At 53.6% G+C, this 25,553-nt stretch carries 24 protein-coding genes, 1 tRNA gene and 1 pseudogene; 23 read left to right on the top strand and 3 right to left on the bottom strand.

Annotated elements, in window-relative coordinates; genetic code table 11:
* Window positions 1-8: 8 nt before the first annotated feature.
* From IEV46_RS13125 to lysS, 16 genes are all read left to right on the top strand, one after another.
* Window positions 9-85: transfer RNA gene (locus IEV46_RS13125), tRNA-Met, on the top strand.
* A 178-nt stretch (window positions 86-263) separates the two neighbouring features.
* A complete protein-coding gene (locus IEV46_RS13120; RefSeq protein WP_188433006.1) occupies window positions 264-749 on the top strand; it encodes a DUF402 domain-containing protein in 486 nt (161 codons plus the stop codon).
* A 452-nt stretch (window positions 750-1,201) separates the two neighbouring features.
* Complete coding sequence (spoIIE, locus tag IEV46_RS13115; protein WP_188433005.1) at window positions 1,202-3,670, top strand: stage II sporulation protein E; 2,469 nt, start codon at window positions 1,202-1,204, stop codon at window positions 3,668-3,670.
* A 340-nt stretch (window positions 3,671-4,010) separates the two neighbouring features.
* Window positions 4,011-5,435 (top strand): tRNA lysidine(34) synthetase TilS, encoded by a 1,425-nt coding sequence (tilS, locus tag IEV46_RS13110; protein ID WP_188433004.1) that lies wholly within the window; start codon window positions 4,011-4,013, stop codon window positions 5,433-5,435.
* A 49-nt stretch (window positions 5,436-5,484) separates the two neighbouring features.
* A complete protein-coding gene (gene hpt / locus IEV46_RS13105; RefSeq protein WP_188433003.1) occupies window positions 5,485-6,024 on the top strand; it encodes a hypoxanthine phosphoribosyltransferase in 540 nt (179 codons plus the stop codon).
* A gap of 69 nt (window positions 6,025-6,093) precedes the next feature.
* Window positions 6,094-7,995 carry an ATP-dependent zinc metalloprotease FtsH gene (ftsH, locus tag IEV46_RS13100; protein WP_188433002.1) on the top strand — a complete coding sequence of 634 codons (1,902 nt, stop codon included), beginning with the start codon at window positions 6,094-6,096 and terminating at the stop codon, window positions 7,993-7,995.
* A 304-nt stretch (window positions 7,996-8,299) separates the two neighbouring features.
* Window positions 8,300-9,997: a formate--tetrahydrofolate ligase gene (locus IEV46_RS13095; protein WP_188433001.1), complete on the top strand. Its 1,698-nt coding sequence runs from the start codon at window positions 8,300-8,302 to the stop codon at window positions 9,995-9,997.
* A gap of 49 nt (window positions 9,998-10,046) precedes the next feature.
* Window positions 10,047-10,814, top strand: coding sequence for a type III pantothenate kinase (locus tag IEV46_RS13090; protein WP_188433000.1), 768 nt, complete (start codon window positions 10,047-10,049; stop codon window positions 10,812-10,814).
* 69 nt (window positions 10,815-10,883) lie between these two features.
* Window positions 10,884-11,768 carry an Hsp33 family molecular chaperone HslO gene (hslO, locus tag IEV46_RS13085; protein ID WP_188432999.1) on the top strand — a complete coding sequence of 295 codons (885 nt, stop codon included), beginning with the start codon at window positions 10,884-10,886 and terminating at the stop codon, window positions 11,766-11,768.
* Between the two features lie 185 nt (window positions 11,769-11,953).
* Complete coding sequence (gene cysK, locus IEV46_RS13080) at window positions 11,954-12,880, top strand: cysteine synthase A (protein WP_188432998.1); 927 nt, start codon at window positions 11,954-11,956, stop codon at window positions 12,878-12,880.
* A gap of 200 nt (window positions 12,881-13,080) precedes the next feature.
* Window positions 13,081-13,677, top strand: coding sequence for an anthranilate synthase component II (locus IEV46_RS13075; RefSeq protein ID WP_188432997.1), 597 nt, complete (start codon window positions 13,081-13,083; stop codon window positions 13,675-13,677).
* A gap of 60 nt (window positions 13,678-13,737) precedes the next feature.
* A complete protein-coding gene (folP, locus tag IEV46_RS13070; RefSeq protein ID WP_188432996.1) occupies window positions 13,738-14,595 on the top strand; it encodes a dihydropteroate synthase in 858 nt (285 codons plus the stop codon).
* Window positions 14,595-14,957, top strand: coding sequence for a dihydroneopterin aldolase (folB, locus tag IEV46_RS13065; RefSeq protein WP_188432995.1), 363 nt, complete (start codon window positions 14,595-14,597; stop codon window positions 14,955-14,957). Before folP ends, folB begins: the two co-directional genes overlap by 1 nt.
* A complete protein-coding gene (gene folK / locus IEV46_RS13060) occupies window positions 14,954-15,475 on the top strand; it encodes a 2-amino-4-hydroxy-6-hydroxymethyldihydropteridine diphosphokinase (protein WP_188432994.1) in 522 nt (173 codons plus the stop codon). The genes folB and folK overlap by 4 nt, the downstream gene beginning before the upstream one ends.
* 144 nt (window positions 15,476-15,619) lie before the next feature.
* A complete protein-coding gene (dusB, locus tag IEV46_RS13055; RefSeq protein WP_188432993.1) occupies window positions 15,620-16,627 on the top strand; it encodes a tRNA dihydrouridine synthase DusB in 1,008 nt (335 codons plus the stop codon).
* A gap of 113 nt (window positions 16,628-16,740) precedes the next feature.
* Window positions 16,741-18,255, top strand: a complete 1,515-nt coding sequence (gene lysS, locus IEV46_RS13050; protein ID WP_373284615.1) for a lysine--tRNA ligase — start codon at window positions 16,741-16,743, stop codon at window positions 18,253-18,255.
* A 207-nt stretch (window positions 18,256-18,462) separates the two neighbouring features.
* On the opposite strand, the gene IEV46_RS13045 is transcribed toward lysS, so the two are convergent.
* Window positions 18,463-19,344 carry a glycerophosphodiester phosphodiesterase gene (locus IEV46_RS13045; RefSeq protein ID WP_188432992.1) on the bottom strand — a complete coding sequence of 294 codons (882 nt, stop codon included), beginning with the start codon at window positions 19,342-19,344 and terminating at the stop codon, window positions 18,463-18,465.
* A 331-nt stretch (window positions 19,345-19,675) separates the two neighbouring features.
* On the opposite strand from IEV46_RS13045, the gene IEV46_RS13040 reads away from it, so the two are divergent.
* Both IEV46_RS13040 and IEV46_RS13035 read left to right on the top strand, forming a co-directional pair.
* On the top strand, window positions 19,676-19,954 hold the full coding sequence (locus IEV46_RS13040; RefSeq protein ID WP_188432991.1) for an AbrB/MazE/SpoVT family DNA-binding domain-containing protein: 279 nt from the start codon (window positions 19,676-19,678) through the stop codon (window positions 19,952-19,954).
* A gap of 1 nt (window position 19,955) precedes the next feature.
* Window positions 19,956-20,366 (top strand): type II toxin-antitoxin system death-on-curing family toxin, encoded by a 411-nt coding sequence (locus tag IEV46_RS13035; RefSeq protein ID WP_188432990.1) that lies wholly within the window; start codon window positions 19,956-19,958, stop codon window positions 20,364-20,366.
* A 228-nt stretch (window positions 20,367-20,594) separates the two neighbouring features.
* Here IEV46_RS13035 and IEV46_RS13030 read toward each other — a convergent pair whose 3' ends face one another.
* Window positions 20,595-21,470, bottom strand: coding sequence for a glycerophosphodiester phosphodiesterase (locus IEV46_RS13030; RefSeq protein WP_188433051.1), 876 nt, complete (start codon window positions 21,468-21,470; stop codon window positions 20,595-20,597).
* A gap of 272 nt (window positions 21,471-21,742) precedes the next feature.
* On the opposite strand from IEV46_RS13030, the pseudogene IEV46_RS13025 reads away from it, so the two are divergent.
* Window positions 21,743-22,225, top strand: a pseudogene (locus IEV46_RS13025) (gamma-glutamyltransferase); the annotation flags it as partial.
* 206 nt (window positions 22,226-22,431) lie between these two features.
* Here IEV46_RS13025 and IEV46_RS13020 read toward each other — a convergent pair.
* Entirely contained in the window at window positions 22,432-22,953 is a 522-nt protein-coding gene (locus IEV46_RS13020; protein ID WP_188432989.1) for a hypothetical protein, read from the bottom strand.
* A 169-nt stretch (window positions 22,954-23,122) separates the two neighbouring features.
* Here IEV46_RS13020 and IEV46_RS18690 point away from each other — a divergent pair, with 169 nt between their 5' ends.
* The 4 genes from IEV46_RS18690 (at window position 23,123) to cpaB (ending at window position 25,535) form a co-directional block, all read left to right on the top strand.
* Window positions 23,123-23,482 carry an SMI1/KNR4 family protein gene (locus tag IEV46_RS18690; protein ID WP_188432988.1) on the top strand — a complete coding sequence of 120 codons (360 nt, stop codon included), beginning with the start codon at window positions 23,123-23,125 and terminating at the stop codon, window positions 23,480-23,482.
* Between the two features lie 105 nt (window positions 23,483-23,587).
* On the top strand, window positions 23,588-23,845 hold the full coding sequence (locus IEV46_RS13010; RefSeq protein ID WP_188432987.1) for a hypothetical protein: 258 nt from the start codon (window positions 23,588-23,590) through the stop codon (window positions 23,843-23,845).
* A 391-nt stretch (window positions 23,846-24,236) separates the two neighbouring features.
* The gene (locus IEV46_RS13005; RefSeq protein ID WP_188432986.1) at window positions 24,237-24,686 is read left to right on the top strand and encodes a prepilin peptidase; all 450 of its coding nucleotides are present in this window, start codon (window positions 24,237-24,239) and stop codon (window positions 24,684-24,686) included.
* Between the two features lie 42 nt (window positions 24,687-24,728).
* Complete coding sequence (gene cpaB / locus IEV46_RS13000; protein ID WP_188432985.1) at window positions 24,729-25,535, top strand: Flp pilus assembly protein CpaB; 807 nt, start codon at window positions 24,729-24,731, stop codon at window positions 25,533-25,535.
* The last annotated feature ends 18 nt before the right edge of the window (window positions 25,536-25,553 follow it).

Below are 25,553 nucleotides of genomic sequence, written 5' to 3'. Positions count from 1 at the left end.
TTTGATGTGGCGGCGTAGCTCAACTGGCTAGAGCGTACGGTTCATACCCGTGAGGTTGGGGGTTCGAGACCCTCCGCCGCTACCAGACGAAAAGGCGAGGTTCAGGCCCTTGATCGTAGGAAGAGGGGGCATTGATTCGCCTTTTTTCTTTTTCTTCAGGAGTCCCGGAATATCCGACTCCGCGGTACTGCCCGCCAAAACCTTGGGGAATCCTAAGACGGATTCGGGCTTTCGGGAGCTTCCGAGTGTGTAGGAGTGGTATTGTGGATGTTACTATAAAAAAAGTCAAATTCACGACGATCAACAAATCGTATACGGAAAAGGTGCGGGATTGGCAAGGGCGGCACTGCTTCGCCACCCAGTACCCCAACCCCGACGGCAAGCGGATCTTTCTGACATATTATTTTGTGAAGAAAGGCTACACGATCTCCAAAGTGTTCCACCGTTCCGGGGAATTTCTTTATTACTATTGTGACGTGATGGAAATGCGGCAGGTGGGTCGGTTGCGCTATGTGATGGTGGACCTGCTGCTCGATTTACTCGTCTATCCCGATGGGAGGTATCACTTGATCGATGTGGACGAGTTTGCCACTGCCATTGAGAAGGGGCAGTTGAAAAGGAGGCAGCAAGTCCACTCTCTCCGGACGCTGGACAAAATGATCCGTCTGCAGACCAAGCGCGCCTTTATCCCGAAGTATCTCCACGAGGCCCGGATGTTTCCCCTGCCGGATTCCCCAAACCGAAAGTGAGGAGCCCGACGGTTCCGGAGGAAGGACCGGTCAGGGACGGGGAATTCACGATTAACCTTTAAGGGAGTGACGGGATGCCGCGGTGGATTTGGCCCCCGATCAGAGGATCGGGGGTCTTTTTTTGTCTCCTCCCGGTGTCGCCGAAAAAGTTTTTTTCGGAAGTTTTGTCGGATACGCCTTTTCTTCGTGCCGCATCGACAGAAACAAGCAATGAAAGAGGGTGGGGGATCGACACAAAAAAGGGAACATACCATCGCCTTGAAAGGAGTGAAAACGGGCTTTTTCTTAATAACGGAAAGGGGTGGGTTTTCAGCCTGAAAAAATGTCGGAAACTTTTTTTCCAAGTTCAGCAATTATGACAAACTTAAACGGGATCCCTCGCTATAATAAGATCCACACGTTCGGACGAGCCGATCATCCGGACGCTGAACCGACGAAGGGATGGATGAACGATGCAGATGTTGACCACCGGATGGGGGGCTTATCTTTCCCGTACTCTTCAAAAGCTGGTTCCGGATCGAACCGGGACACGGAGCTGGCAGAGCAGGATTTTAAACACCTGGAATCTCCCTGTCATCGCGATGGGATTTCTCCTGGGGCGAGCGATGATTTTGGATACGATCTCACCCTTCGCCCTGGCTTATATGGGTGTCGTGATTCACCTGACTCGGCGCCAGTGGCCACTGTCCATGATCGCTCTTATTCTCGGTGCAGCCACCTTGGGGGCGGGACAGGGGGCATGGATCGCGGGGACGTTGATCTGGTTTTTGGTCGTGCAAAAAGTGTTTCACATGATGGGAAAGGGCCACCTCAACTTCGCTCCTTTCGTGGTATTGACCACCGCCACAGGGGCCCACCTCCTTCGCCTCTATCTGGAGGGATGGACTCCGTACACTGGGATTTTGGCAGGAGTGGATGTCCTGCTCTCCTTCATTCTGACTTTCATCTTCGTACAATCATTGCCACTGTTCACCCTGCGGAAGAAGAAGTTCTCCCTTCGCCATGAGGAGATCGTCTGTCTGGTGATCCTGGCGGGCTCGGTGGTCACCGGGATGCTGGGATGGAAGGTGAGCGATCTGTCAGTGGTTCATGTGGCTTCCCGGTATCTGATCATGGTGTTGGCCTTGGTTGGAGGCGGAATGTTGGGAGCATCGGTGGGGGTTGTGACAGGAATGATTCTCAGTCTGGCTGATCCCAAGGCCATGGCTCAAATCAGCTTGTTGGCCTTTGCCGGATTGTTGGCGGGACTGTTCAAGGAGGCAAAGCGATGGGGGGTGGCGATCGGATTTGTATTGGGCACCCTTGTCCTCACTCTCTACGGAGGGGGCACTGATGAGGTCTGGATCTCCCTGCAGGAGACGGTCTTGGCCATGCTTCTCTTTCTCGTCACTCCAAAGGGAGCGGTGGATACCATCGCCCGATGGGTCCCGGGCACCCCGGAAAACGAATTGGCCCGTCAGGAGTATACCCGGCGATTGCGTGATGTCACAGCTGCCAAAGTGGAACAATTCAAAGAACTGTTCAGTGAAATGGCCCGCAGTTTCCAGGAGGATGCCACAGGGAGTCCAAATGATGATGAACATTACATGAACCGGTTTATCGACGGAGTGATGGACCGTTCCTGCCGGACCTGCCACCTGTATCGACAGTGCTGGGAGAAAAAATTTGTCTCCACCTACAATGGGATGACCGATCTGATGGCCATGGTGGAGTTGAACGGGCCGGAGAAGGCACTCCGTGTTCCCCGGTCCTGGTCAGAACACTGTGTCAAGGCGGAAAAGGTGCTCCATCTGATCCGGGAAGGTTACAGTACGTATGAGCAGGATATGTTGTGGAGGGACAAACTGAAAGAGACACGCCGCATCGTCTCGGAACAGTTGGAAGGGGTCTCCGAGGTGATGGAAGGGTTGGCGGAGGAGATCCGAAACGAAACCCATGTGATGGCAGCTCAGGAGGAGCAGATACATCAGGCGTTGGAGGATCTGGGCCTGTCCATTCAGCGAGTGGAGGTGATCAACCTGGAAGAAGGGAAAGTGGAGATAGAGGTCACCTTACCTCACAGCGACGCTCTGGATGAGTGCCGGAAGCTGGTGGCGCCGCTGGTGACCGAAATCGTGGGTGAACCGATCACCGTTCAACGCAAGGTGGTTCAGGGACGGTCAGCGGGAGCGGTGGTCACCTTGGGGTCCGCCCAACGCTTTGAAGTGAAAACCGGGGTGGCCGGAGCGGCCAAGGGAGGACACTGGCTATCCGGTGACAGCTATTGTTACATGAACGTGGGAACCGGAAAATACGCCGTCGCCATCAGCGACGGAATGGGAAACGGAACCCGGGCCCAACAAGAGTCCAGTGCGGCTCTTCAGCTGTTGCGGAAATTGCTCCAATCCGGGGTAAAGGAAGAAAAGGCGGTGGAGACGATCAACTCGATTCTGAGTCTGCGATCGACTGACGAGATGTTCGCCACCATTGATCTGGCCATGATTGATTTGAATTCAGCCGGATCCCGCTTTCTCAAAATCGGATCCACCCCTGGTTTTGTCAAACGGGGGAACGAGGTGATGATGATCTCCGCCGGAAACCCGCCCTTGGGGATTCTGAACGATATTGATGTGGAGCCGGTGGAGTTTCAACTGCAGCCGGGGGATCTGGTGGTGATGATGACCGACGGCATATATGACGCCCCACGTCACGCTTCTAACAAGGAAGCCTGCATGAAACGGTTGATCACCGAGATCAAGACCAAGGATCCCCAGGGATTTGCTGACTGTCTGTTGGAGCAAGTGATCCGGCATCATGACGGGGAGATCGAAGATGACATGACCGTGGTGGTGTCCAAGGTGGAAACCTATGTGCCCGAATGGGCCACCATTCGCATTCCAGGGGTGAATCGGGTCGGGCGGAAGCATGTGGCGGGTTTGTGACGGATGTTCCGAAAGAGCTTTCCGCAATTGAATCTGCTTTTGCAAATAGGCTACAATGGCCCTAAGGTCGAGGTCGGCCTTCTTGAAAAAAGCTCAACAGTCGGCTGTTAATTACCTGAAAATGGATGTGAAGGGAGTTATGAACGGTTGCAAAGAGACCAGGGCAAAGGATCTCAAGCAGGAACTTGCCCAGGATGTATGGGTTGCGTCGTTACGCTCCCTCTCCCCTGATAAATAGATAATCACAGCCGGGCTTCACAGGGTATATTACCCGGGGTAGGTTCCCCGGGATTTTCTGCTTTATATGTGCCGAAGGTGTAAAAAGAGCGGGAGGATGAAGATGCTGGAGCAGATGAAAAAGACGATTCAATCCCATCACATGCTTCCTGAGGGGAGCTCGGTGCTGGTGGGAGTTTCCGGCGGTCCGGACTCCATCGCACTCCTTCACGCCCTCTGCCGGATCGCTTCCTCTCACAGGTGGAAAGTGGCGGCAGTACATGTGAATCACGGCTTGCGGGGGGAAAATAGCCAAGCAGATGAGAAGTATGTTCGAACCTGCTGTGATCGCTGGGAGATTCCCTGTGAGGTGGAACAGGTGGAGGTCAAAAAAGTCATCGCGCAAAAAGGTGGAAATAAACAGGCGCTGGCCCGGAGCCTTCGCTACGCCGCCTTTCTGAGGGCAGCTCAAAGGATCGGCGCGGAGTGCCTCGCCTTGGCCCATCAAGCAGATGATCAAGTGGAAACATTGCTGATGCGACTGATCCGGGGAACCGGACCTGCTGGATTGGCCGGGATCCCGGCCACCCGGGAATGGAGGGGGCTTAGGATCGTTCGTCCTCTGTTGGAAGTATGGCGCTCCGATGTGGAAGCCTATTGTACCCGATATGGGCTCAACCCCCGTCTCGATGAGAGCAACCGGGATCCCAGCTTCACCCGGAGTCGCATCCGGCATCACCTTCTTCCCGGATTGGAGAGTTACAATTCCCGGGTCAAGGAAGCGCTTTTCCAATTGGCACACTTGGCGGCAGATGAAGAAAAATATTGGAAAAAAATAACGGAAAAGGAAGCGCTTCGTGTCATCACCGACAGCGGACAGCAATGGGTTGAGGTGGATATTGGGATACTGATGGAGCTGGGAGTTGCTTTACAAAGAAGGGTGATTAAACTAATATTAAATTGTCTTGAGGAAGATGATGAAAATGAAACAGTCACCCTTGACGCAGTGGAAAGAATCCGGAGACTGGCCATGTCGATGGACCCTTCGGGGGAAACTTCGCTTCCCGGAGGTGTCCGGGCGGAGCGGATCTACCAACGGCTCCGGATCCTGAAGGCAGCGTCAGCGTCCTGGGATGAAGGGGAAAAAGTGCTTCCCGTCCGGCTTCCGATTCCGGGGGAGGTACGCTGTCCCGCCGGTCGAATCCGGGTTTGGACCGACTCCCATCCCCCCTTTCCATTGACGAAGGAGCGCGCTGTATTCGACCTCGACCAACTGGAAACAGCCCCGGTCGTACGTCCGCGGCGACCTGGAGATCGGGTTCGCCCCTTGGGCATGAACGGGACAAAAAAGGTGAAGGAAGCCCTGATCGATACCAAAGTTCCCCGCCGTCTCCGTGACGGAATTCCTTTGCTCATCTGTGGGGAGGAAGTGATTTGGGTTCCCGGTGTGGTCCGTTCCGGATACGCGAGAGTAACGGATGAAACACGTCGTTTCCTGTGCCTGGAGTGGCAGTGGGCGAATGATGCTCCGGATGAGGGGGAGCCTTGATGCAAATGTGGAAAATGCGCATACATACTTTTGTTTCCAGGAGGTTTCCATGCACGAAGACATCCGAGAAGTATTGTTGTCCGAATCTGACATCCGGGAAAAAGTGAAGGAACTGGGTGCCCGGCTCACCAAAGATTACAGCGGCTTAAACCCCCTCTGCATCTGTGTGCTGAAGGGGGCGGCTCCGTTTATGAGTGATTTGGTCCGGGCGATTGACACCCAACTGGAGATGGATTACATGGCGGTTTCCAGCTATGGAGCTTCCACTTCTTCCTCCGGCGTCGTCCGGATTGTGAAGGATTTGGACACGGCTGTGGAAGGACGCCATGTGATCGTGGTGGAGGATATCATCGACAGCGGATTGACATTGAGTTATTTGCTTGATCTATTGCGCCGCAGGAATGCGGCTTCCGTCAAAGTGGCAACACTGTTGGATAAACCCGCTCGACGCACCACCGGTCTGGAGCCCGATTATTGCGGTTTCAAGGTTCCCGACGAATTCGTGGTGGGTTACGGGTTGGACTATGCGGAAAAATACCGGAACCTGCCTTATATCGGTGTGCTCAAAAAGAGTGTTTACAGTGACTGAAGAGAAGTTGTGACCCATAATCCCGTGTGGTAAAATAATGAAAGTGGTATTTTTGAGAGGAGGCCAAGGATGAAAACCATCTTCCGGAATTCCGGATTGTATATAATACTCATCCTTGTCACCGTCGGGATCGTAAATCTTTTATGGAACCCCGGAACGGAGACGGAGACGTTAACCTACACCCAGTACCAGAAGAAGCTGGAACAGGGCAAGATCTCGGAAGCGACCGTGCGTCCGGAAGGGGGCACCTATCATATTGAAGGGAAATATAGCAAAGGGGTCAACAAGACGTTTACGACCAACGGTCCCTACGGAGAAGGTAGCACCGTTATTCAGGACCTAAAAAAGGCCGGCGTCAATACGACAGTTGAGAAGGCGAAGAGCGATTCCATCTGGATCACGCTGTTCACTTCGATCGTTCCCTTTGCCATCATTCTTCTTCTTTTCTTTGTTCTGCTCAATAATGCCCAGGGCGGCGGTAACCGTGTGATGAACTTCGGCAAGAGCAAAGCCAAGATGTACAACGAGGAGAAGAAGAAAGTCACCTTTGCGGATGTGGCGGGAGCCGATGAAGAGAAGACCGAGTTGGTGGAAGTGGTCGACTTTCTGAAGGACCCTCGCAAATTTGCCGCCGTGGGAGCTCGGATCCCCAAGGGAGTGCTGTTGGTGGGACCCCCGGGTACCGGTAAAACCCTTTTGGCCCGGGCCGTTGCCGGTGAAGCGGGAGTTCCCTTCTTCAGCATCAGCGGTTCCGACTTTGTCGAAATGTTTGTCGGAGTGGGGGCCTCCCGGGTTCGTGATCTGTTTGAACAGGCGAAGAAAAATGCTCCTTGTATCATTTTTATCGATGAGATCGACGCTGTGGGACGTCAGCGGGGTGCTGGCTTGGGCGGCGGTCACGATGAGCGGGAGCAGACATTGAACCAACTGCTGGTGGAGATGGATGGATTTGGTGCTAATGAAGGGATTATCATCATGGCGGCCACCAACCGTCCGGACATCCTCGATCCCGCCCTCCTCCGTCCCGGTCGCTTTGACCGTCAGATCACGGTCAACCGTCCGGATGTCAAGGGTCGTGAAGAAGTGCTCAAAGTACATGCCCGGAACAAGCCCCTGGCAGAGGATGTCAAACTGAAAACCATCGCCCAGCGCACCACCGGGTTCACCGGAGCCGATCTGGAAAACCTGCTCAACGAAGCGGCACTGCTTGCGGCCCGTCGCAGCAAAAAGAAAATCACCATGGCTGAGGTGGAGGAAGCCATCGACCGGGTGATCGCCGGGCCGGAGAAGAAAAGCCGGGTGGTCAGCGAAAAGGAAAAGAAGACGATTATTTATCACGAAGGCGGTCACGCCGTGGTGGGGTATTTCCTGGAGCATGCGGAAACAGTCCATAAAATTACCGTTGTTCCCCGGGGCCAGGCAGGGGGATATGTGGTGATGCTTCCGAAGGAAGATCGGATGCTGTTGACCAAAAGCGAGCTGTTGGACCGGGTGACCGGACTGTTGGGAGGTCGTGCCGCTGAAGAAGTGGTCTTGGGTGAGGTGAGCACCGGAGCTCACAATGACTTTGAAAAGGCGACCAGTATTGTGCGCAGCATGATCACCGAATACGGGATGAGCGAGCGACTGGCCCCGATGCAGTTCGGGCGCAGTCAGGGCCAGGTCTTCCTGGGTCGGGATCTCGGCCATGAGCAGAATTACTCCGATGCCATCGCCTACGAGATCGACCAGGAAATGCAGGAAATGATCAACAAATGTTATCAGAAGGCGAAAGACATCCTGAACGAAAAAAGGGACAAACTGGAATTGATCGCTGAAACTCTCTACAAGAAAGAAACTCTGGATGCCGACGAGATTCGTCAATTGATGGAAAACGGAAAGTTGGACCAACCGATCGATGTGCATATTCAGGGTAAGTCGGACTCGGAGGGGTCCGGAAGCGAGAAGGATCCCAAGGATGAAGGGAAATAACAAGCTGGACAGAAAGATGCCCCTTGCGGGCATCTTTTTTATCCGAAGTCTGCGCGGAGAATGAGGGTTTATCGACGATCCGGAAATGGATATGGTAAAATGGGCCATGAAAAACAGGACAGGAGGACGGTTGCTCGAGGAGGAGACTGTAGCCGGAACTTTATAGGGGTGTGTTTTCCGATACAGGAGGAGACAGATGATTCAAATAAGGCCCGGGAGTTGCGTAAAAGTGGGAAGATCGGTATAACCTAACCCTAAGAGCATTCAGCCGTTTTTTGAATAGGGATGGGAGGAGCATACTGAATTGGTGACCAAAAATACGGAGAAGCGGATCCCCAGTGATATCGAAATTGCCCAAAAGGCAAAGATGCAACCGATCGGAGAGATTGCTGCCCGATTGGGGCTGGAGGAAGAGGACCTGGAACTGTTCGGTAAGTATAAAGCCAAGATTTCCCCGGGAGTTTGGGAACGGATCCAATCCCGCCCTGACGGACGGTTGATCCTGGTCACCGCCATCAGCCCCACCCCCGCCGGAGAAGGAAAGTCAACCGTCACGGTCGGTCTCGGGCAGGGACTCAACCGGATTGGAAAAAGGGCCACTGTCGCCCTTCGGGAGCCCTCCCTCGGTCCCAGTATGGGGATCAAAGGGGGAGCCGCCGGCGGCGGGTATTCCCAAGTGATTCCCATGGAGGATATCAACCTTCATTTCACTGGGGATTTTCATGCCATCACTTCCGCCCATAACGCCATTTCTGCAGTGATCGACAACCATATTCATCATGGAAATTCACTGGGGATCGACCCCCGGCGCATCCTCTGGAAGCGAGTACTGGATTTGAACGATCGGGCTCTGCGCCATATTGTGGTGGGACTGGGAGGGAAAGCTCACGGAATGCCCCGGGAGGACGGATTTGACATCACCGTGGCCTCTGAGCTGATGGCCATCCTGTGTCTGGCTCAAGATCTGGAAGATCTGAAGGACCGGATCAGCCGGATCCTTGTCGCCTATCGTTTTGACGGTTCCCCGGTGACCGTGGCCGACCTCGGGGTGCAGGGAGCGGCGGCACTTCTTCTGAAGGATGCGATTCGTCCCAATCTGGTTCAGACACTGGAGAACACGCCGGCATTTGTCCACGGAGGTCCCTTTGCCAATATTGCTCACGGTTGCAATAGCCTGATCGCCACCCGCCATGCGCTGAAACTCTCCGATTACACAGTGACGGAGGCGGGATTCGGGGCGGACTTGGGAGCGGAGAAGTTCCTCCATATCAAGAGCCGCGTCGGTGGTCTCCGGCCCGATGTCGCGGTGGTTGTGGCCACGGTCCGGGCTTTGAAAATGCATGGAGGGATGGCGAAGGAGGATCTGGAGACTCCTCATCTCACCGCCCTGCGTCAGGGTTTGCCCAATCTGGAACGCCACTTGGAGACGATGAGGAACTTCGGTCTGGCCCACGTGGTCGCGATCAATCGCTTTCCCACGGATACGGAGGAAGAATTGAATTTGATCCGCCAGTGGTGCGAAGAGCGAAAGGTCCCCGTCTCCCTGACGGAAGTCTGGGAGCAGGGCGGTGCCGGCGGGGAAGACCTCGCCAAAAAGGTAGTCCAGTTGGCGGAATCAGGCTCATCCCGTCTGCAATTTCTATATGATCCGGACCAACCGATCCGGACCAAAATCGCGGCCATCGCCCGTCAGGTTTACGGGGCGGAGGGGGTGGAATACAGTTCCCAGGCAGAAAAACAAATTGGGGAGATCGAAGCCAACGGTTGGGATCGGTTGCCGATTTGCATGGCCAAGACACAATATTCCCTGTCCGATGATCCGACGTTGCTGGGGCGTCCGGAGCATTTCACCCTCCATGTGAGGGAGCTCTCCCCTTCTGTGGGAGCAGGCTTTCTGGTTGCTCTCACTGGAAATATGCTGACCATGCCGGGTCTGCCCAAAAAACCGGCCGCCCTCGGAATGGACGTGGACGCTGCTGGAAGGGTGTCGGGATTGTTTTGATAATGATTCACTCCTGTGATCTTGCTCCCAAAAGCGGGTGAACTGGCAAATGCTTCTGGCAATGGATGTCGGTAATACGAACATTGTTTTCGGCATATACCGGGGGAATGAACTGCTGTATCATTGGCGGGTCCAAACGGACAAGCATTCCACAGAAGATGAGTACGGAATGCGTCTGAAAAATTTGTTTGGACATGTGGGGATCCGGTTGGAGGAGATCGACGGAATTATCATCTGTTCCGTCGTTCCTCCTCTCACCCATGTCCTGAAACTGCTCACCCGAAAATATTTTCATGTGAAGCCGTTGATCGTCGGTCCCGGGGTAAAGACAGGACTCAATATACAATATGAAAACCCCCGGGAGGTGGGGACCGACCGCATCGTCAACGCTGTTGCCGCCATTGAGCGGTTCGGGGCCCCCGTGATCGTGGTCGATTTCGGAACGGCGACCACCTTCTGTTTTATCAATGAGGCGGGCCACTATGTGGGCGGAGCTATCACCCCGGGGATCACCATTTCCACGGAGGCCTTGTACCAGCAGGCCTCCCAGCTGACCCGGGTGGAAATCGTCAATCCCGGGAGCGTGATTGGACGAAACAGTATCAAGGCGGTTCAGGCCGGAGTCTACTACGGTTATGTGGGAGCGGTGGACGAGATTGTCACCCGGATGAAAGCCTTGATGAAGAAACAGCCGACCGTGGTGGCCACCGGGGGGGTGGCGGAACTGATCTGTGCTGAGACCCGCACCATTGATGTGGTGGACCCCCTGCTTACATTGAAGGGATTGAAAAGGATTTACGAACGGAATCAAAGTTGAGGATCGAGGATCACGGACCCCGGAGAGCGGGGTTCTTTTTCACAGTTGTCGGGAAAGTGAGGATTTCAAATGACCGGAACAACGGATTATGCCATCCGGGGAACTGCATATCAAGGTTTGGTGCGGGCTTTTTCCTGTGTGACCACCGGGATGGTGAATGAGATGCAGAAGCGTCATCAAACCTGGCCCGTGGCCAGTGCCGCCTTGGGACGGACGGTGTCGGCGGGGGCGATGATGGGGATGATGTTGAAAAACGACTCGGATAAAATGACGATTCAGATCCAGGGGGATGGTCCCCTGGGGCATATCATCGTCGATGTGGAGGCTGGGGGGAAGGTCCGGGGCTACGTGCAAAATCCCGCAGTGGATCTGCCCAACAATGCCCAAGGAAAGTTGAACGTGGGCGGTGCTGTGGGTCAAGGAACCCTGAATGTGGTTAAAGATCTGGGCCTCCGGGAGCCTTATCGGGGGAGTGTGAACTTGGTCTCCGGAGAGCTGGGGGATGATTTCACTTATTACCTGACCGCCTCCGAACAGATCCCCTCTTCTGTGGGAGTGGGGGTACTGGTGGCACCGGATGGGGGAATCCTCCATTCCGGCGGTTTTATCATCCAGCTGATGCCCGGCGCCGAAGAGCGGTTGATCGATGAATTGGAACAACGGATCCAGCATCTTCCTTCAGTCACTCAACTGATGGATCGAGGAGACCGTCCTGAGGATCTCCTCCGCCGGATCTTGGGGGACAGCTTGAAGATCACCGACAAGCAACCCCTCACTTTCCGTTGCCACTGCTCCCGGGAGCGGATCGACCATACATTGCGCGGTCTGGGTAAAGAAGAATTGCATCGATTGATTGAGGAGCAGGGTTCGGCGGAAGTGATCTGCCATTTTTGCAATGAAGTCTATCGGGTGCCCAAGCAAGATCTGGAGAAACTGTTGGAAGAGGCCAAATGAAAACATGAGGCGAGCGGTCCAGTCCCCCGTGGACTCGGGCCGTTTTTTGGGCATGAGTTCGGCGGAGAAAGAAGAAAATACAGGAGAAATCCTGTCTCCAACTCGGAATTGACACAGGGTGGGCGGATTGATACGATAAAGTCATAAATACCAACCGAACTACTTGGTTAAAAAGGGAGGCCATTATGCGAGCTGCCAACAGCATTACAGATCTGATCGGGGAAACTCCTGTTGTAAAATTGAATCGAATCGTGGGCAAGTCAGATGCGGACATCTATCTGAAACTGGAGTATTTTAACCCGGGGAGCAGTGTCAAAGACCGGATCGCGCTCAGCATGATCGAAGACGCGGAAAAACGGGGGGAATTGAAACCGGGGGATACGATCCTGGAACCCACCAGCGGGAATACGGGAATCGGGTTGGCCATGGTGGCTGCGGCCAAGGGATATCGGGCGATCCTGGTGATGCCGGATACGATGAGTACGGAACGGCGCAATCTCCTGCGGGCCTATGGAGCGGAACTGGTGCTCACCCCTGGGGCCGAAGGGATGAAAGGAGCCATCGCCAAAGCGGAAGAGTTGGCCGCCTCCCGGCCGGATGTGTTCATGCCCCAACAGTTCAACAACCCGGCCAACGTAAAAATTCATGCAGAGACCACTGGGCCGGAGCTTGTAAAGCAGATGGATGGCAAGATTGACGCCTTTGTGGCCGGGGTGGGTACCGGCGGAACCATCACCGGTGCCGGACGGGTCCTGAAGGAGCAGATTCCCGGCATTCATATCGTCGCTGTGGAACCTGCCGCCTCCCCGGTCCTCTCCGGTGGACAGCCCGGTTCCCATAAAATCCAGGGACTTGGTGCCGGATTTGTTCCTGAGATTCTGGACCGGGAGATTTACGATGAAGTGATTACTGTCGACAATGAAGAAGCTTTTAAATGGGCCCGCCGTCTGGCCCGGGAGGAAGGGATTCTGGGGGGGATCTCCTCTGGCGCCGCCATAGCCGCCGCAATGCAGATTGCCCGCCGACTGGGGGAAGGGAAACGGGTGGTGACTGTCATCCCCAGCAACGGGGAACGCTACTTGACTACTCAACTATACCAATTTGAAGAGTGAGGACGGACGTCCCCGCGTGAGCGGGGCTTTTTCCTGTGGAAAACGGTGTTTGGACTGAGAAGGGAGGAGGGGGAACACCTTTTTTCGCGGGGAGATTTATTGTACACTGAGGGGAGGACTTTTGTGCAATCAATCCCAACATGAAACGGGTTCGTGAGATGGGAGTCGAGATTAGCGAGAGACGAGAGGAGACGAGTAAGATGATATTGATGATCGACAACTATGATTCCTTCACCTACAACCTGGTCCAGTACCTCGGGGAATTGGGGGAAGAGATTCAAGTGGTCCGCAATGACCGGATCGACCTCCAAAGGATCCGGGAGCTGAGTCCGGAAGCGATCCTGATTTCCCCGGGACCGGGCACTCCCGATGACGCGGGCATCAGCTTGGGGGTCGTCCGGGAGTTTGGTGATCGGATTCCCATGCTGGGGATTTGCCTGGGCCATCAAGCAATCGCCCAAGCTTACGGGGGCCGGGTGGTTCCGGCGGGACGGCTGATGCACGGAAAAACTTCCCCGGTGATCCATGACGGAAACACCTTGTTTGAAGGGCTCCCCTCCCCTTTTCAGGCCAACCGCTATCACTCCCTGATCGTGGAAAAGGAGAGTCTGCCGGAGGCGCTCGAGATGAGCGCCTGGACAGAGGAAGGGGAAGTGATGGGGATCCGGCACCGGAAACTCCCCTTGGAAGGGGTCCAGTTTCACCCGGAGTCGATCATCACCCAACACGGGAAACAACTGCTGGCCAATTTTTTGCGAAAAATCCGCGGTCACTCTGCCGGGGTTCCGACGGGTTGACAGGGAGAGCTCGCCGGCAACAAAGGATATAACACCCGTCTGATATGGAGGTGAGAATCTATGACGCAAACGACACTGAATCCCTTTCGACCGATCCAGGCCGGTGCTCACACGTTGCCTACAGACCGACGAACTGTGGTGATGGGGATTCTCAACATTACTCCGGATTCCTTTTCCGATGGCGGAAAGTTCACCCGGCTGAAGCAGGCGGTGAGCCACGCCCGGCAACTGGTGGCCGATGGCGCCGACCTCATCGATGTGGGTGGCGAATCCACCCGGCCGGGGTACACCCCCGTCTCCCCCGAGGAGGAGCTTTCACGGGTGATTCCCGTCATCCGTGAACTGTCCCAAACCATCGACGTTCCCATCTCCATCGATACGACCAAAGCAGTGGTGGCCCGCCAGGCAGTGGAAGCGGGGGCCCGACTGATCAATGATGTGTGGGGGTTCAAAAAGGATCCGGACATGGCCCGAACCGCAGCGGAGCTGGATGTGCCGGTGATCCTGATGCACAACCGGGAGGTGGCCCGCTATGACTCCTTGCTGGACGAGATCTGTCACGACCTGATGGAATGCGTGGCCATCGCCCGGAGGGCGGGGGTCAAAGAGGAGCGGATCATCCTGGACCCGGGAATCGGATTTGGCAAGACCCACCAGCATAACCTGATTGTGATGAATCATCTGGAGCGGATCGTGGAACTGGGCTTTCCCGTTCTCCTCGGCACTTCCCGCAAATCCCTGGTCGGCCGCACTTTGGACCTGCCGGTGGAAGAGCGGGTGGAAGGCACCGGAGCCACGGTCACATTGGGGATCGCCAAAGGTTGTCGGATGGTGCGTGTCCATGATGTGAAGGAGATGGTCCGGGTCTGCCGCATGACCGATGCCATGGTAAATGCTTCCGCAGGAGGGGATCTTTGATGGACAAGATCTTTTTCGACGGAATGGCTTTTTATGCTTATCATGGCGTATTTCCCGAGGAGAAACGGCTGGGGCAGCGGTTCCTCGTCGATCTGGAACTGGGCCTGAACTTCAAAGCAGCGGCAGAGACGGACGATCTCCGGCAAACGGTGAACTACGCCGAAGTGTATGAAGCGGTGAAATCTGAGATGGAGGGGGGATCCCACGCCTTGCTGGAAACTCTGGCGGAACGGATCGCGGATCGTTTGTTGGCCGGCTTTCCGGTGGAAGAGGTGAGGGTCCGGGTCACCAAGCCGGATCCGCCGATCCCGGGCCACTATCGCTCCGTCGGGGTGGAGATCCGCCGGAGACAGACCCGATGAGCCAAGCAGTGACCGCCCACCTCGGTCTGGGAAGCAATCTGGGACACCGCCGGCTCCATCTGGAGGAGGCTCTTCGCCGTTTGCACCGGCGGGAAGGGATTCAACTCACTCACCTCTCTTCGCTGTATGAGACAGCACCGGTGGGCTTCCTTGACCAACCCCACTTTCTCAATCTGTGTGTAGGAATCCGGACGACGTTATCCCCGACAGCTCTCCTCGGGGTGCTGTTGCAGGTGGAACAGGAACTTCACCGAGTGCGTAGGGTGCGATGGGGCCCGCGCACCATCGATGTGGACTTGCTCTTGTACGGCGACCGGATCCTCCGGGAAGACCGGCTGACCGTTCCCCATCCCCGGATGACGGAGCGTCCCTTTGTCCTGATTCCCTTGTCTGAGATCGCGGGGGAGGTTATTATTCCCGGAACGGGAAAAACCGTCCTCCAGTGGCGGGAAGTGATGGGAACCCCCAAGGATGTGGTTCCGATCCGCGACTCCATCTCCCTGGAGCAAGTGACCTAGGAGCATAGTGAAAAAGCCATTCACAGGGAGGGTTGGGTTTCGCATGGAGCATCTTTGGATCGTCAGAACTTTGTCGCTGATATGTAAAACCTAACCCCGACCGACCCGACAGCACGGATTCAGCGAGTAAAGGAGGTGTCTTAGATGAAACCGATGAAACTGAAGATCGGACCGGTGGAGACGGAGAACAATGTGGTGTTGGCCCCGATGGCCGGTGTCTGCAATCCGGCATTCCGCCTGATCGCCCGCGAGTTTGGCACCGGCCTCGTCTGTGCGGAAATGGTCAGCGACAAGGCGATCCTGCACGGAAACGCCCGGACGAAGAAGATGCTGATGGTGGACGAACGGGAGAAACCCCTCTCCCTCCAGATCTTCGGCGGGGATAAGAAGAGCCTGGTGGAAGCGGCCTGGGTCGTGGACCAACAGACCAATGCCGACATCATCGATATCAACATGGGTTGTCCGGTCCCCAAGGTGGTCAACTGCGATGCCGGTGCCCGCTGGCTTCTGGACCCCAATAAGATCGAAGAGATGGTTTCCGCTGTGGTGGAGGCTGTCGACAAACCGGTGACGGTGAAGATGCGCACAGGTTGGGATGAAAACCATATCTACGCTGTGGAAAACGCCAAGGCTGTGGAACGGGCCGGGGGCCAAGCCGTCTCTCTTCACGGGCGCACCCGGCAACAGATGTACACCGGCAAAGCCGACTGGGATATCATTCGACAAGTGAAAGAAGCGGTGAAGATCCCCGTGATCGGCAACGGGGACATCAAGACCCCCCAGGATGCGAAACGGATGCTGGACACCACCGGTTGCGACGGAGTGATGATCGGCCGTGCGGCCCTGGGCAATCCCTGGATGCTGTACCGGACCATTCATTACCTGTCCACCGGAGAGTTACTTCCCGAACCGACACCGAAGGAAAAAGTGGAGATCGCCCTCTTGCACATGGACCGGCTGATCAATCTCCGCGGGGAAGAAGTGGCCGTCCGGGAGATGCGAAAGCATGCTTCCTGGTACCTTCGGGGGATGCGGGGGGCCGCCCGGATCAAAGATCAGGTGAACGAGCAGACCACCCGGGAAGGGATGGCCCGGGTTTTGACGGGGTTTGTGGAGCAGATGGAAAAGCGTTCCGAAAAACAGCCCGCCTAGAAACCTTTGGAATGGAAGTCGGCCGCCGTGTGACGGCGGCTTTCCTCGATTGAAACGGACCGATTTTGACCATACAGGAGAATAACGGAGCATTGCCGCTTTGGAGGAGTGAGATGGTTACCATGAGCCAAGGAGAAGAGCTGAACGAACTGTTTCAGGTGCGACGGGACAAGCTGGACACCCTGCGGGAGCGGGGGCTTGATCCCTTCGGCCGTAAATTTGAACGTACCCATACTGCCCGGGGGATTCTCGATGCTTTTGATGCCTTGAGCAAAGAGGAGATTGAGGAGAAACAACAAGCGGCAGTGATCGCCGGCCGGCTGATGGCCAAACGGAAACAGGGAAAAGCATCCTTTGCCCATCTGCAGGATCAGACCGGGCGCATCCAGATCTATATCCGGAAGGATGAGGTGGGGGAAGAGGCCTACGAAACCTTCTCCACCGCCGATCTGGGGGACTGGTTGGGTATCTCCGGGACTGTCTTCAAGACCAATCGCGGGGAGACCAGTGTCAAAGCGACAGAACTCACCTTTCTCAGCAAATCCCTGCGGCCGTTGCCGGAGAAGTTCCACGGGTTGAAAGATGTGGAACTCCGCTATCGCAAACGATATCTCGATCTGATCATGAATCCGGAAGTGAAAAACACCTTTATCACCCGCAGTCGCATTATCAGCGCCATTCGGCGGTATCTGGACAGCCAGGGCTATCTGGAAGTGGAGACCCCCACTCTTCATAACATCCCCGGCGGTGCAGCAGCCCGTCCCTTTATCACTCATCACAACGCTTTGGATATGGAACTGTATCTCCGGATCGCCATCGAGCTTCATCTGAAGCGGCTGATCATCGGCGGGATCGAGAAGGTATACGAGATCGGCCGGGTCTACCGCAACGAAGGCATCTCCACCCGGCATAACCCGGAGTTCACGATGCTGGAGCTGTATGAGGCCTTTTCCGACTTCCATGACATCATGGATCTGACTGAACAATTGATCACCCATGTGACCCGGGAAGTGCTGGGGAGCGACACCCTCCGCTACGGGGAACACACCGTCGAGTTGGGCAAGCCCTGGGCTCGCAAACACATGGTGGATCTGGTGAAGGAACACACCGGCATCGACTTCTGGCAGGAGGTGGGCGATGAGGAAGCCCGTTCGCTGGCCCGGGAACATGGCGTGGAATTGAAGCCGGGCATGACCTTCGGCCATATTGTCAATGAGTTCTTTGAACAGAAAGTGGAGGAGAAGCTGATCCAGCCCACCTTTGTCTACGGACATCCGGTGGAGATCTCCCCCTTGGCCCGGAAGAACGGGGAAGATCCGCGGTTCACCGACCGTTTTGAGCTCTTCATCGTCGGCCGGGAGCATGCCAACGCCTTCACGGAGCTGAATGATCCCATCGATCAGCGGGAGCGCTTTGAAGCTCAAGTCCGGGAAAAGTCCCAGGGTAATGATGAAGCTCATCCCATGGACGAGGATTTCCTGGAAGCCCTGGAATACGGGATGCCCCCCACCGGTGGCCTCGGCATCGGCATCGACCGGCTGGTGATGCTCCTCACCGACAGCGTCTCCATCCGTGATGTCCTCCTGTTCCCCACCTTGCGGGAGCAAGGAGGAAGCCAGCGAGACTGACAGAAATCCCAGTGAACCAACCGGTGGTTGGGACACTGGGATTTTTTAATCGCAGATCGTGACCGACGGGCAAGGATCGGGTAACAGAAGTTGGGATGTTTGGATCAAACCAGGGACAGGGTTGTGATCCTCTCGTTGAGGGAGATGTGATTTGATAGAAGGTTGTGGCATGATCGGGAGATTGGTATCCGATGATTCAATTCCGCCTCATCCTTCGTCCTTGTTTAAGACCCTGTTCAACCGATCCGGATAGTTGGTCACGATTCCGTCGACACCCCAGCGGATCAATCGGCGCATGTCCTGGGGGTGGTTGACGGTATAGGGATGGATCACCAGTCCGTGGCGGTGGGCCCGGCGGATATCTTCCCGGCTCATCCGCCGGTGATCATAGCCGATTCCGTCGGCATAGGCGGCGATATGGCGAAAAGTTCGGGGGGAGAGGTAGCCGGCCTCCCGATAATGGAAGAGCTGGATCAGCGGGACCCGGGGCATCAACTGATGAACCCGGTTCAGGCTGGCCCGGTCAAAGGAGATGATCATCACTTGGGGTGTCTCCCCCTTTCCGGGCAGGAGACGATGCTTTTCCAACATGCGGATCAGTTTCCCTTCCAACTCGGGTCCGGCGGATCCCTTTTTGATCTCGATGCTGAAACGGATTTTGCCCCTCTTGAGTCGGAGAACCTCTTCCAGAGTGGGGATACGAAGCCCCTGAAATTCCGGATTCCATTTACGGGGATGTTTTTTTCCAAACCAAGAGCCGGCATCCAACTGTTTCAGCTGTGCCAGTGTATACCTTCGTACCGGCCCTTTTCCGTTTGTGGTCCGATCCACTGTCTGATCATGGATCACCACCAGCTGCCCGTCTCTTGTCAGATGCAGGTCCAACTCCACCCAGTCTGCCCCCATCCGCCGGGCCATTTGATAGGCGGAAAGCGTCGACTCCGGTGCATGTCCGGAGGCTCCCCGGTGGGCGATATTCCACACTTTGTCCTTCCCAATCGCCTCCCCCGCCGTCCCGGTCCCCGCCAAAACCGGTAACAAGACAAGCAGCACCATCCCGACCCGCAACCAATGTCGGCACTTGCCCATAGACATCCCTCCCTTCCCGCCGAGGTACAAGGCTTAGGATGCCATGGGGAGTGGTAACTCATTCCCGAAGAAGGTTCTCTTTGAAGGTGAACACAGTCTAATTGAAGAGAATCTGGAGTTCGTTCGGTAATCATACATGGAATCATCACGAGACGGCGAGCATGCAGCTCATTGGAGGATTAAACAAACGGTGGGTATTTTTAAATTTAGATAACGAATGATGGAGGGGGTAGAAACTCATTATTTCCGCCGATAACTTATATTCCGGTGGGGTTTCCGGCACTGTACTCCCTGTAAGTACAGTGTATAATCACAGTACGGGATGTACAGAATGGAGGAAAAAGAAATGAGTGTTAAGGATATGGCTCTGAGAGGGTTCAGAAAAGTTGGGAGGATGGGGAACAGCCTTGGCTTAGGCATTCCCAAAGACATTGTAGACAAAATCAATATCAAGTCTGGAGATGAGTATGAAGTTTCTGTTGATCCCCAAACAGGGGTCATTACTGCAAGACCCATCAAGAGACTGGGGGTTGATCCCCAGTTGTTGAAGGATTTGGAGGAACTGATGGATGAGTATGGTGAAGCCATCAGGAACCTGAAGGACAAGTAAAATGGTTAAATACCTTACACTCAATGATGTAATTGCCATTCACATTAAAATAATGAAAGATACTGATGATATAGATCAGGCGGGGGTTCTCTACCCTGAGCGGTTAATGTCAGCAGTTTTAAGACCACAGGCGGAGTACTTTGGACGAGAGCTCTATCCCACCATTTGGGATAAGGTGGGGGCACTCACACAAGCCATAATCCAAGACCATATATTCAATAATGGGAACAAGTGTACTGCCTTTGCCTGTTTGTGGTTGTTCTTGAAAAGGAATGGCTACAATCTGAAAATGTCTAACCATGATGTAGAAGCCATGATGGTTGCCTTCACCACTGAAGACAGATTCAAGGGGGATAATGGGGCAAAGGAGATTGGCAGGTTCCTTGAGGAGATAATAAAGTCTTATGAATAAGAAAAGGTCCTGCATATGCAGGGCTTTACTATTGGGGGTATAAAAATGTTCATGTGAATGAACATTGTCACCCGTTGGATCAGAGGGGGATGATTTCTGTGATCAGGCTCATGCACTGTCACAATCATGATTCTTTTTTCCCTTTGGCAACGCTTTGAGGGTTTGTACAGATGGTAAAAGCTCCGCACAGGAAACCTGTGCGGAGCTTTTGATTGTAAGACGTTGTGCTTACCGTCCCTTCAGGACTTCCCGCAGTCGGTCGGGATGGTTGGTGAACATCCCGGTGACCCCCCAGTCGATCAGCCTCCTCATATCTTCCTTGGTGTTGACGGTATAGGGGTGGATATCCAAACCGTGCTTTCTCACTTTCTGCACATACTCCCGATCGATCCTCTGGAAGTTGGGCCCGACACCGATGGCATAGGATTTGATGGATGCCAGCTCTTCATCGGTGATGGTGGCCGGTGTGGGATAGGAGAGAAGCTGGACCAAGGGGATGTCCGGATTCAACCGATGTATCTTCAAAAGACTCTCCTGACTGAAGGACTGGATCAGCACATGACCTTTGCGCAGGGAATTCTTCCGCAACAGCTGATGCCTCTCCAGAGTGTCGAGCAGCTTCTCTTCCATTCCCGGATACACATGGGGTGCCTTCGTTTCAATGTAGTACTTCTTATGAGGACCGAAATGATCCAGCACTTCGTCCAGGGTGGGCACCTGCTGACCCGCATACTCCGGCTTGGCATACTGGGGATACTTTTCATTGAACCAGGAGCCTGCATCCAAGTCCTTGATCTGTGCCAGGGTGTAATCCTTCACCCGACCGCTCCCGTTGGTGGTTCGATCCAGTGTCTCATCGTGCATGCAGATCAGGTGGCCGTCCTGGGTCATCTGCAGATCGATCTCAATGTAATCTCCTTTCATCTTGTCTCCCAGCTTATAGGAAGGAAGAGTATGCTCCGGGGCATAGGCGGAAGCCCCCCGGTGGGCCACATTGAGCACCTCCTTCTTCTTCGCGGCCACAACTGAACCCGTCGTCAACCCGGCCACCACCAGCCCCGCCGCGGTCATTCCCGACAACCAGATCTTCCAATGAATTTTCATCCGAACCCATCCTTTCCAAAGAATCATCCAGGGACATCCTACCCATCGAAGATTTAGAACTAGTTGACGAAAGATTAACAAAAGATTGACTGAGTCAGGAAGAAGTTGGGTCTCCTCTTCTCTTCGATCGCAAACAGCTTTTTTCCTCTTTTGGATCGGGGAGGTTGTACTCGATTTTCTCGGGGAGGAAGACATGGATTACAGAATATTTGGGGAAGTAGACAATAACCATCTGAAAGGGAGGGTCCGATTCGGGCCGGAAAAAACAGTGGTTGTGGGTCACTCTGAGTCTGCTTCTCACTTTTTCCATCACCTGCACAGGTGTACTGGCGGCTCCCCCTGATCGGGAGAAGGATTGTCGGCAGGTGGATGTCGGCCGGGACGGAATGGTGGTCAGCGCCCATCCCGAGGCTTCCAAAGTGGGAGCTCAAGTTCTTCGAAAGGGAGGAAATGCGGTGGATGCCGCTGTCGCCATCCAATTTGCCCTGAATGTGGTCAAGCCGATGATGTCCGGAATCGGCGGTGGCGGGTTTATGATGGTCTATGATCAAAAAAGCAAGAAGATCACGATCGTGGACAGCCGGGAACGAGCCCCCATGAGCGCAACCCCGGATATGTTTCTCGGCGAGGACGGCAAGCCCATCCCCTTCCAGGACCGGCACACCCGCGGAAATGCCGTCGGGGTTCCCGGAACATTGAAAGGGCTGGATACCGCCCTCAAAAGATGGGGTACCATGCCTCTGTCCGACTTGATCCTGTTATGGTACAACATGAATTAGGGAAGATGCCAAAAGAAGAGCGTGAGAGTGAGTTGCTGAACATATGGGAAATTGATGACGAGGACTCTGAATTTGCTATATGAACCGATACTTTGAAATGTGAAATACTTCAAAACAATGAAATAGACCTCCTTCCTGTAGAATAGTAGCATCCCAGTACGTTTTTCTCCTCGGATGTTCCTCTACACTTGATCCTCTTCCATTATAACCAAACGTCTCCGTTTGGTTATTTCCACTTTTGAGAAGGGGATTCCTGCTTTCTTGATACACTCATCCAAAGTAAAGCAATCTATCTGAAGTGCCGTCCCCTTTTCCCATGCTAGATCACATTCTTCACAAGCATCAATCTCTTCCTTCAAACCTTGTATGCTCATTCGATGAATTACTCCATACTGCCCACAGATCGGACATAGTAAATACTCCTTATTTTTTGAGGGGAGCTGCTGATCCGCAGGGGTCTCTTCCTCGACAATGACCATTGGTTTCTTTTTGGTTACCTTCATGTTGGAAGGAGAAATCCCCATCTTCTTCAAATAGTCATGCCATCGCCATTCAGAAGCCAAAGAGATTTCTAACGCTCCGAATCTTTTCCAAAACCGTTCACAATTGGAACAAATATAAAACCCGCGCTCGACCCCTAATACTTCCATGAGATAAATCTGTCCTTCACTGCAATTAGGACACCTCAAATATTGTTTTTCCATACAACCTCTCTCCTTACATACAGTGATCCTACGGAGTGAAACCGGGTCCACAGAGTATGTCCTCGCCGGCGGCTTTGAAGAGTTTTTGGGTAGACTTCATTTTCATTTGGGTTGGTTCCCTGGAGTAAACTCAACATTACCTCGTATCCTTAATAACCATCTGGATCAAATGGAAACAGAGTGGGGGATTTCACTCTCTCCCAGCTACAAAAAGCTGGTGCTGGAACATCACGGTGGCTCTCCTTATGCCCCTTGCTTTTATGGTGAAAAGGGAAGGAGAGAAGTGGATTTCCTGCTGAGGATGGAGGATTTGGATGAAGAAAACAGCGTCCGATCCATACACCAAAAACATTTTCAGGGGACCTGCTACATTCCTTTTGCTCAATGTAAAGGAGATCGGATCTTGCACATGGATTACAGCGATAAAGATTCGGATCCTGAAGTGGTGGTATGGGATCAGACAGAAAATCACTTTTATGAGGTTAAAAGCAGTTTTGGGAGGTTTCTGCACAATTTAAGGTATCAGTAGACTTGATTCATGGGGATTTCTGCCTGGAGGTAACAAATTGAAGTATAAGGAGGTGGTTACGTTTTTATTATAAAAGGATTGGAAATAAGCATTCGGGGTGAAAACATGGGATTGGACATGTTGCTGTATGATCAGGAAGGTGGCCTGATCAAAGTATTGGAGATACCAGCCGAATTGCATCGCCATATATTCGGAGAAACGGAAGTATGGAACAGCTATCCGGAGCTACGTAAAATCAGAGACTACTATAAAACTAATTTATATTTGGGTTCTGCTGAAATAAATCGTTTACAGAGTGATCTGGAACAAATCAGCCTGTTTTTAAACTCGGGAGGCAAGGAGCTGGCTCGTCAATTGATATAAGAAATCCAAGTTAATCAGCCTTGGAAAGTCAGGGTCACGGATGATTAAATCTAAAATGTTCTTAACATGCCTATGTTCCCGCGTTGGTGGTGCTTGACATCCTGCTTTAGTTCCTTTCCAAATTCTTGGTCCCTGCCAGACAGTCAGATTTCGGGGTGGCCAGTCGTTACTTTCTTGCTGGATGGCATAGCTGTGACCGGGAGGAGCACAACGCCACGCAACTTAAATCACTCCTGAAGAAGATGAACACATGAATCAAAGCTTTTATCTATAGGCACTTTGTAGTAAATTGTTGTTCACCGGTTGTGTTTTCCAATTGGTTGGGAATATAATAGCTCATGATTAAGCAGGTGTTTCCAATTCAGAATCTTTTCCTTCAAGGATGAGGAATTTGGCTGAGCACTTTCTTTACGTCATTTTGATCCTTCTCCTTATCGGAGCCACGATCACTGATCTTCGGGAGAGGTTGATCTACGACCGATTTGTCGTGATCGGACTGGTCGCCGCGGTGATCATTCGACTTTTCCACCGGCCGGAGCCCTGGTGGGACTATCTGTTGACGGGACTGGGTGTTTTCATCGTGTTGATGACCATCGCCGCCTGGACCGACGAGCGCTCCATCGGTGGAGGCGATGTCAAGCTGTTTGCGATGATTGGTCTGGCGGTGGGATGGAAGGCGTTTTTTATCATTTTTCTATCATCCCACGTGTTGGCCGCGATGTATGTCTTGTTCCTGAAACTGCTTCGCTGGAACAGTATCACCGGGAAAAGTGAGTTTCCTTTCGCACCGTTTATACTTGTCGGCACTTTGCTGAGTTATGGCGGGGTTGTCCTTTTGTAAACTGCTGTCTAAAAATCTATTACAAGCAGGTGTAACAAATCGATGCAAGATGCGAAACGAAAGGCTATCATATTTCTCGTATTGGCATTGGTATTGGCCGGGATTGCCGGGTTCATGTTTTTACAGAAAGTGAGTGCGGTGGATTCAAGACTGGGGAATATGACGACTGTATATGTGGCCAAGAAAAGCATATCTTCCCGCGAACCGCTACGGCCGGACTTCTTTGAAGCGAAGGAAGTACCTGCCCAATTTGTTCAGGAATCTTCGGTTACCAGTTTGGATGCCGTTCAAGTGGGGGATTATACATTCCCGATCGATCAACTGGTTTCTGTTGTACCGCTTTCAGAAGGTGAATTGTTGACGGACAATATATTGAAGGCAAAATCATTCCTGACGGCTGACGATAAACGGATGGTGACCCTCTCCCAGTCCGACAAGGTTTTGTTTGACGGTTCTCTGGAAATCAACGATCGGGTGGACTTGGTTGTTTCAGACCAAAAAGATGGAGGCGCGGAGACGGAGATCTTTATGCGGGATGTACCGATCGTCGGGGTGGCGGAAGACAATAATGGAAATGTGACCGGTGTCGGTTTGGAGGTTTCCTTGGAAGAAGCGAGGAAGCTGATTCACAAACAAAACTTCGCCATGTCCATTCGGGTGTTGAAAGCTCCCAGCGCAAAAAATGGGGCTGATAAAGAGAGTAAAAAGAAGCCTGATCCTCAACAAAAGCTACAGGTCCCTCAACAGGGACAAAACCCTTCAGAGGAAGAGGTTCATGATGATCGGGATCCTGCTGCCCAGGGACAAACCGATTCAAACACCGGAGAAGGGAACGGAACCAACCAATAAAAAATGATAAGTCATATT

Source organism: Kroppenstedtia guangzhouensis (assembly GCF_014637345.1).
Lineage (GTDB): Bacteria > Bacillota > Bacilli > Thermoactinomycetales > DSM-45169 > Kroppenstedtia > Kroppenstedtia guangzhouensis.
This window is presented reverse-complemented; position numbering and strand designations above follow the sequence as displayed.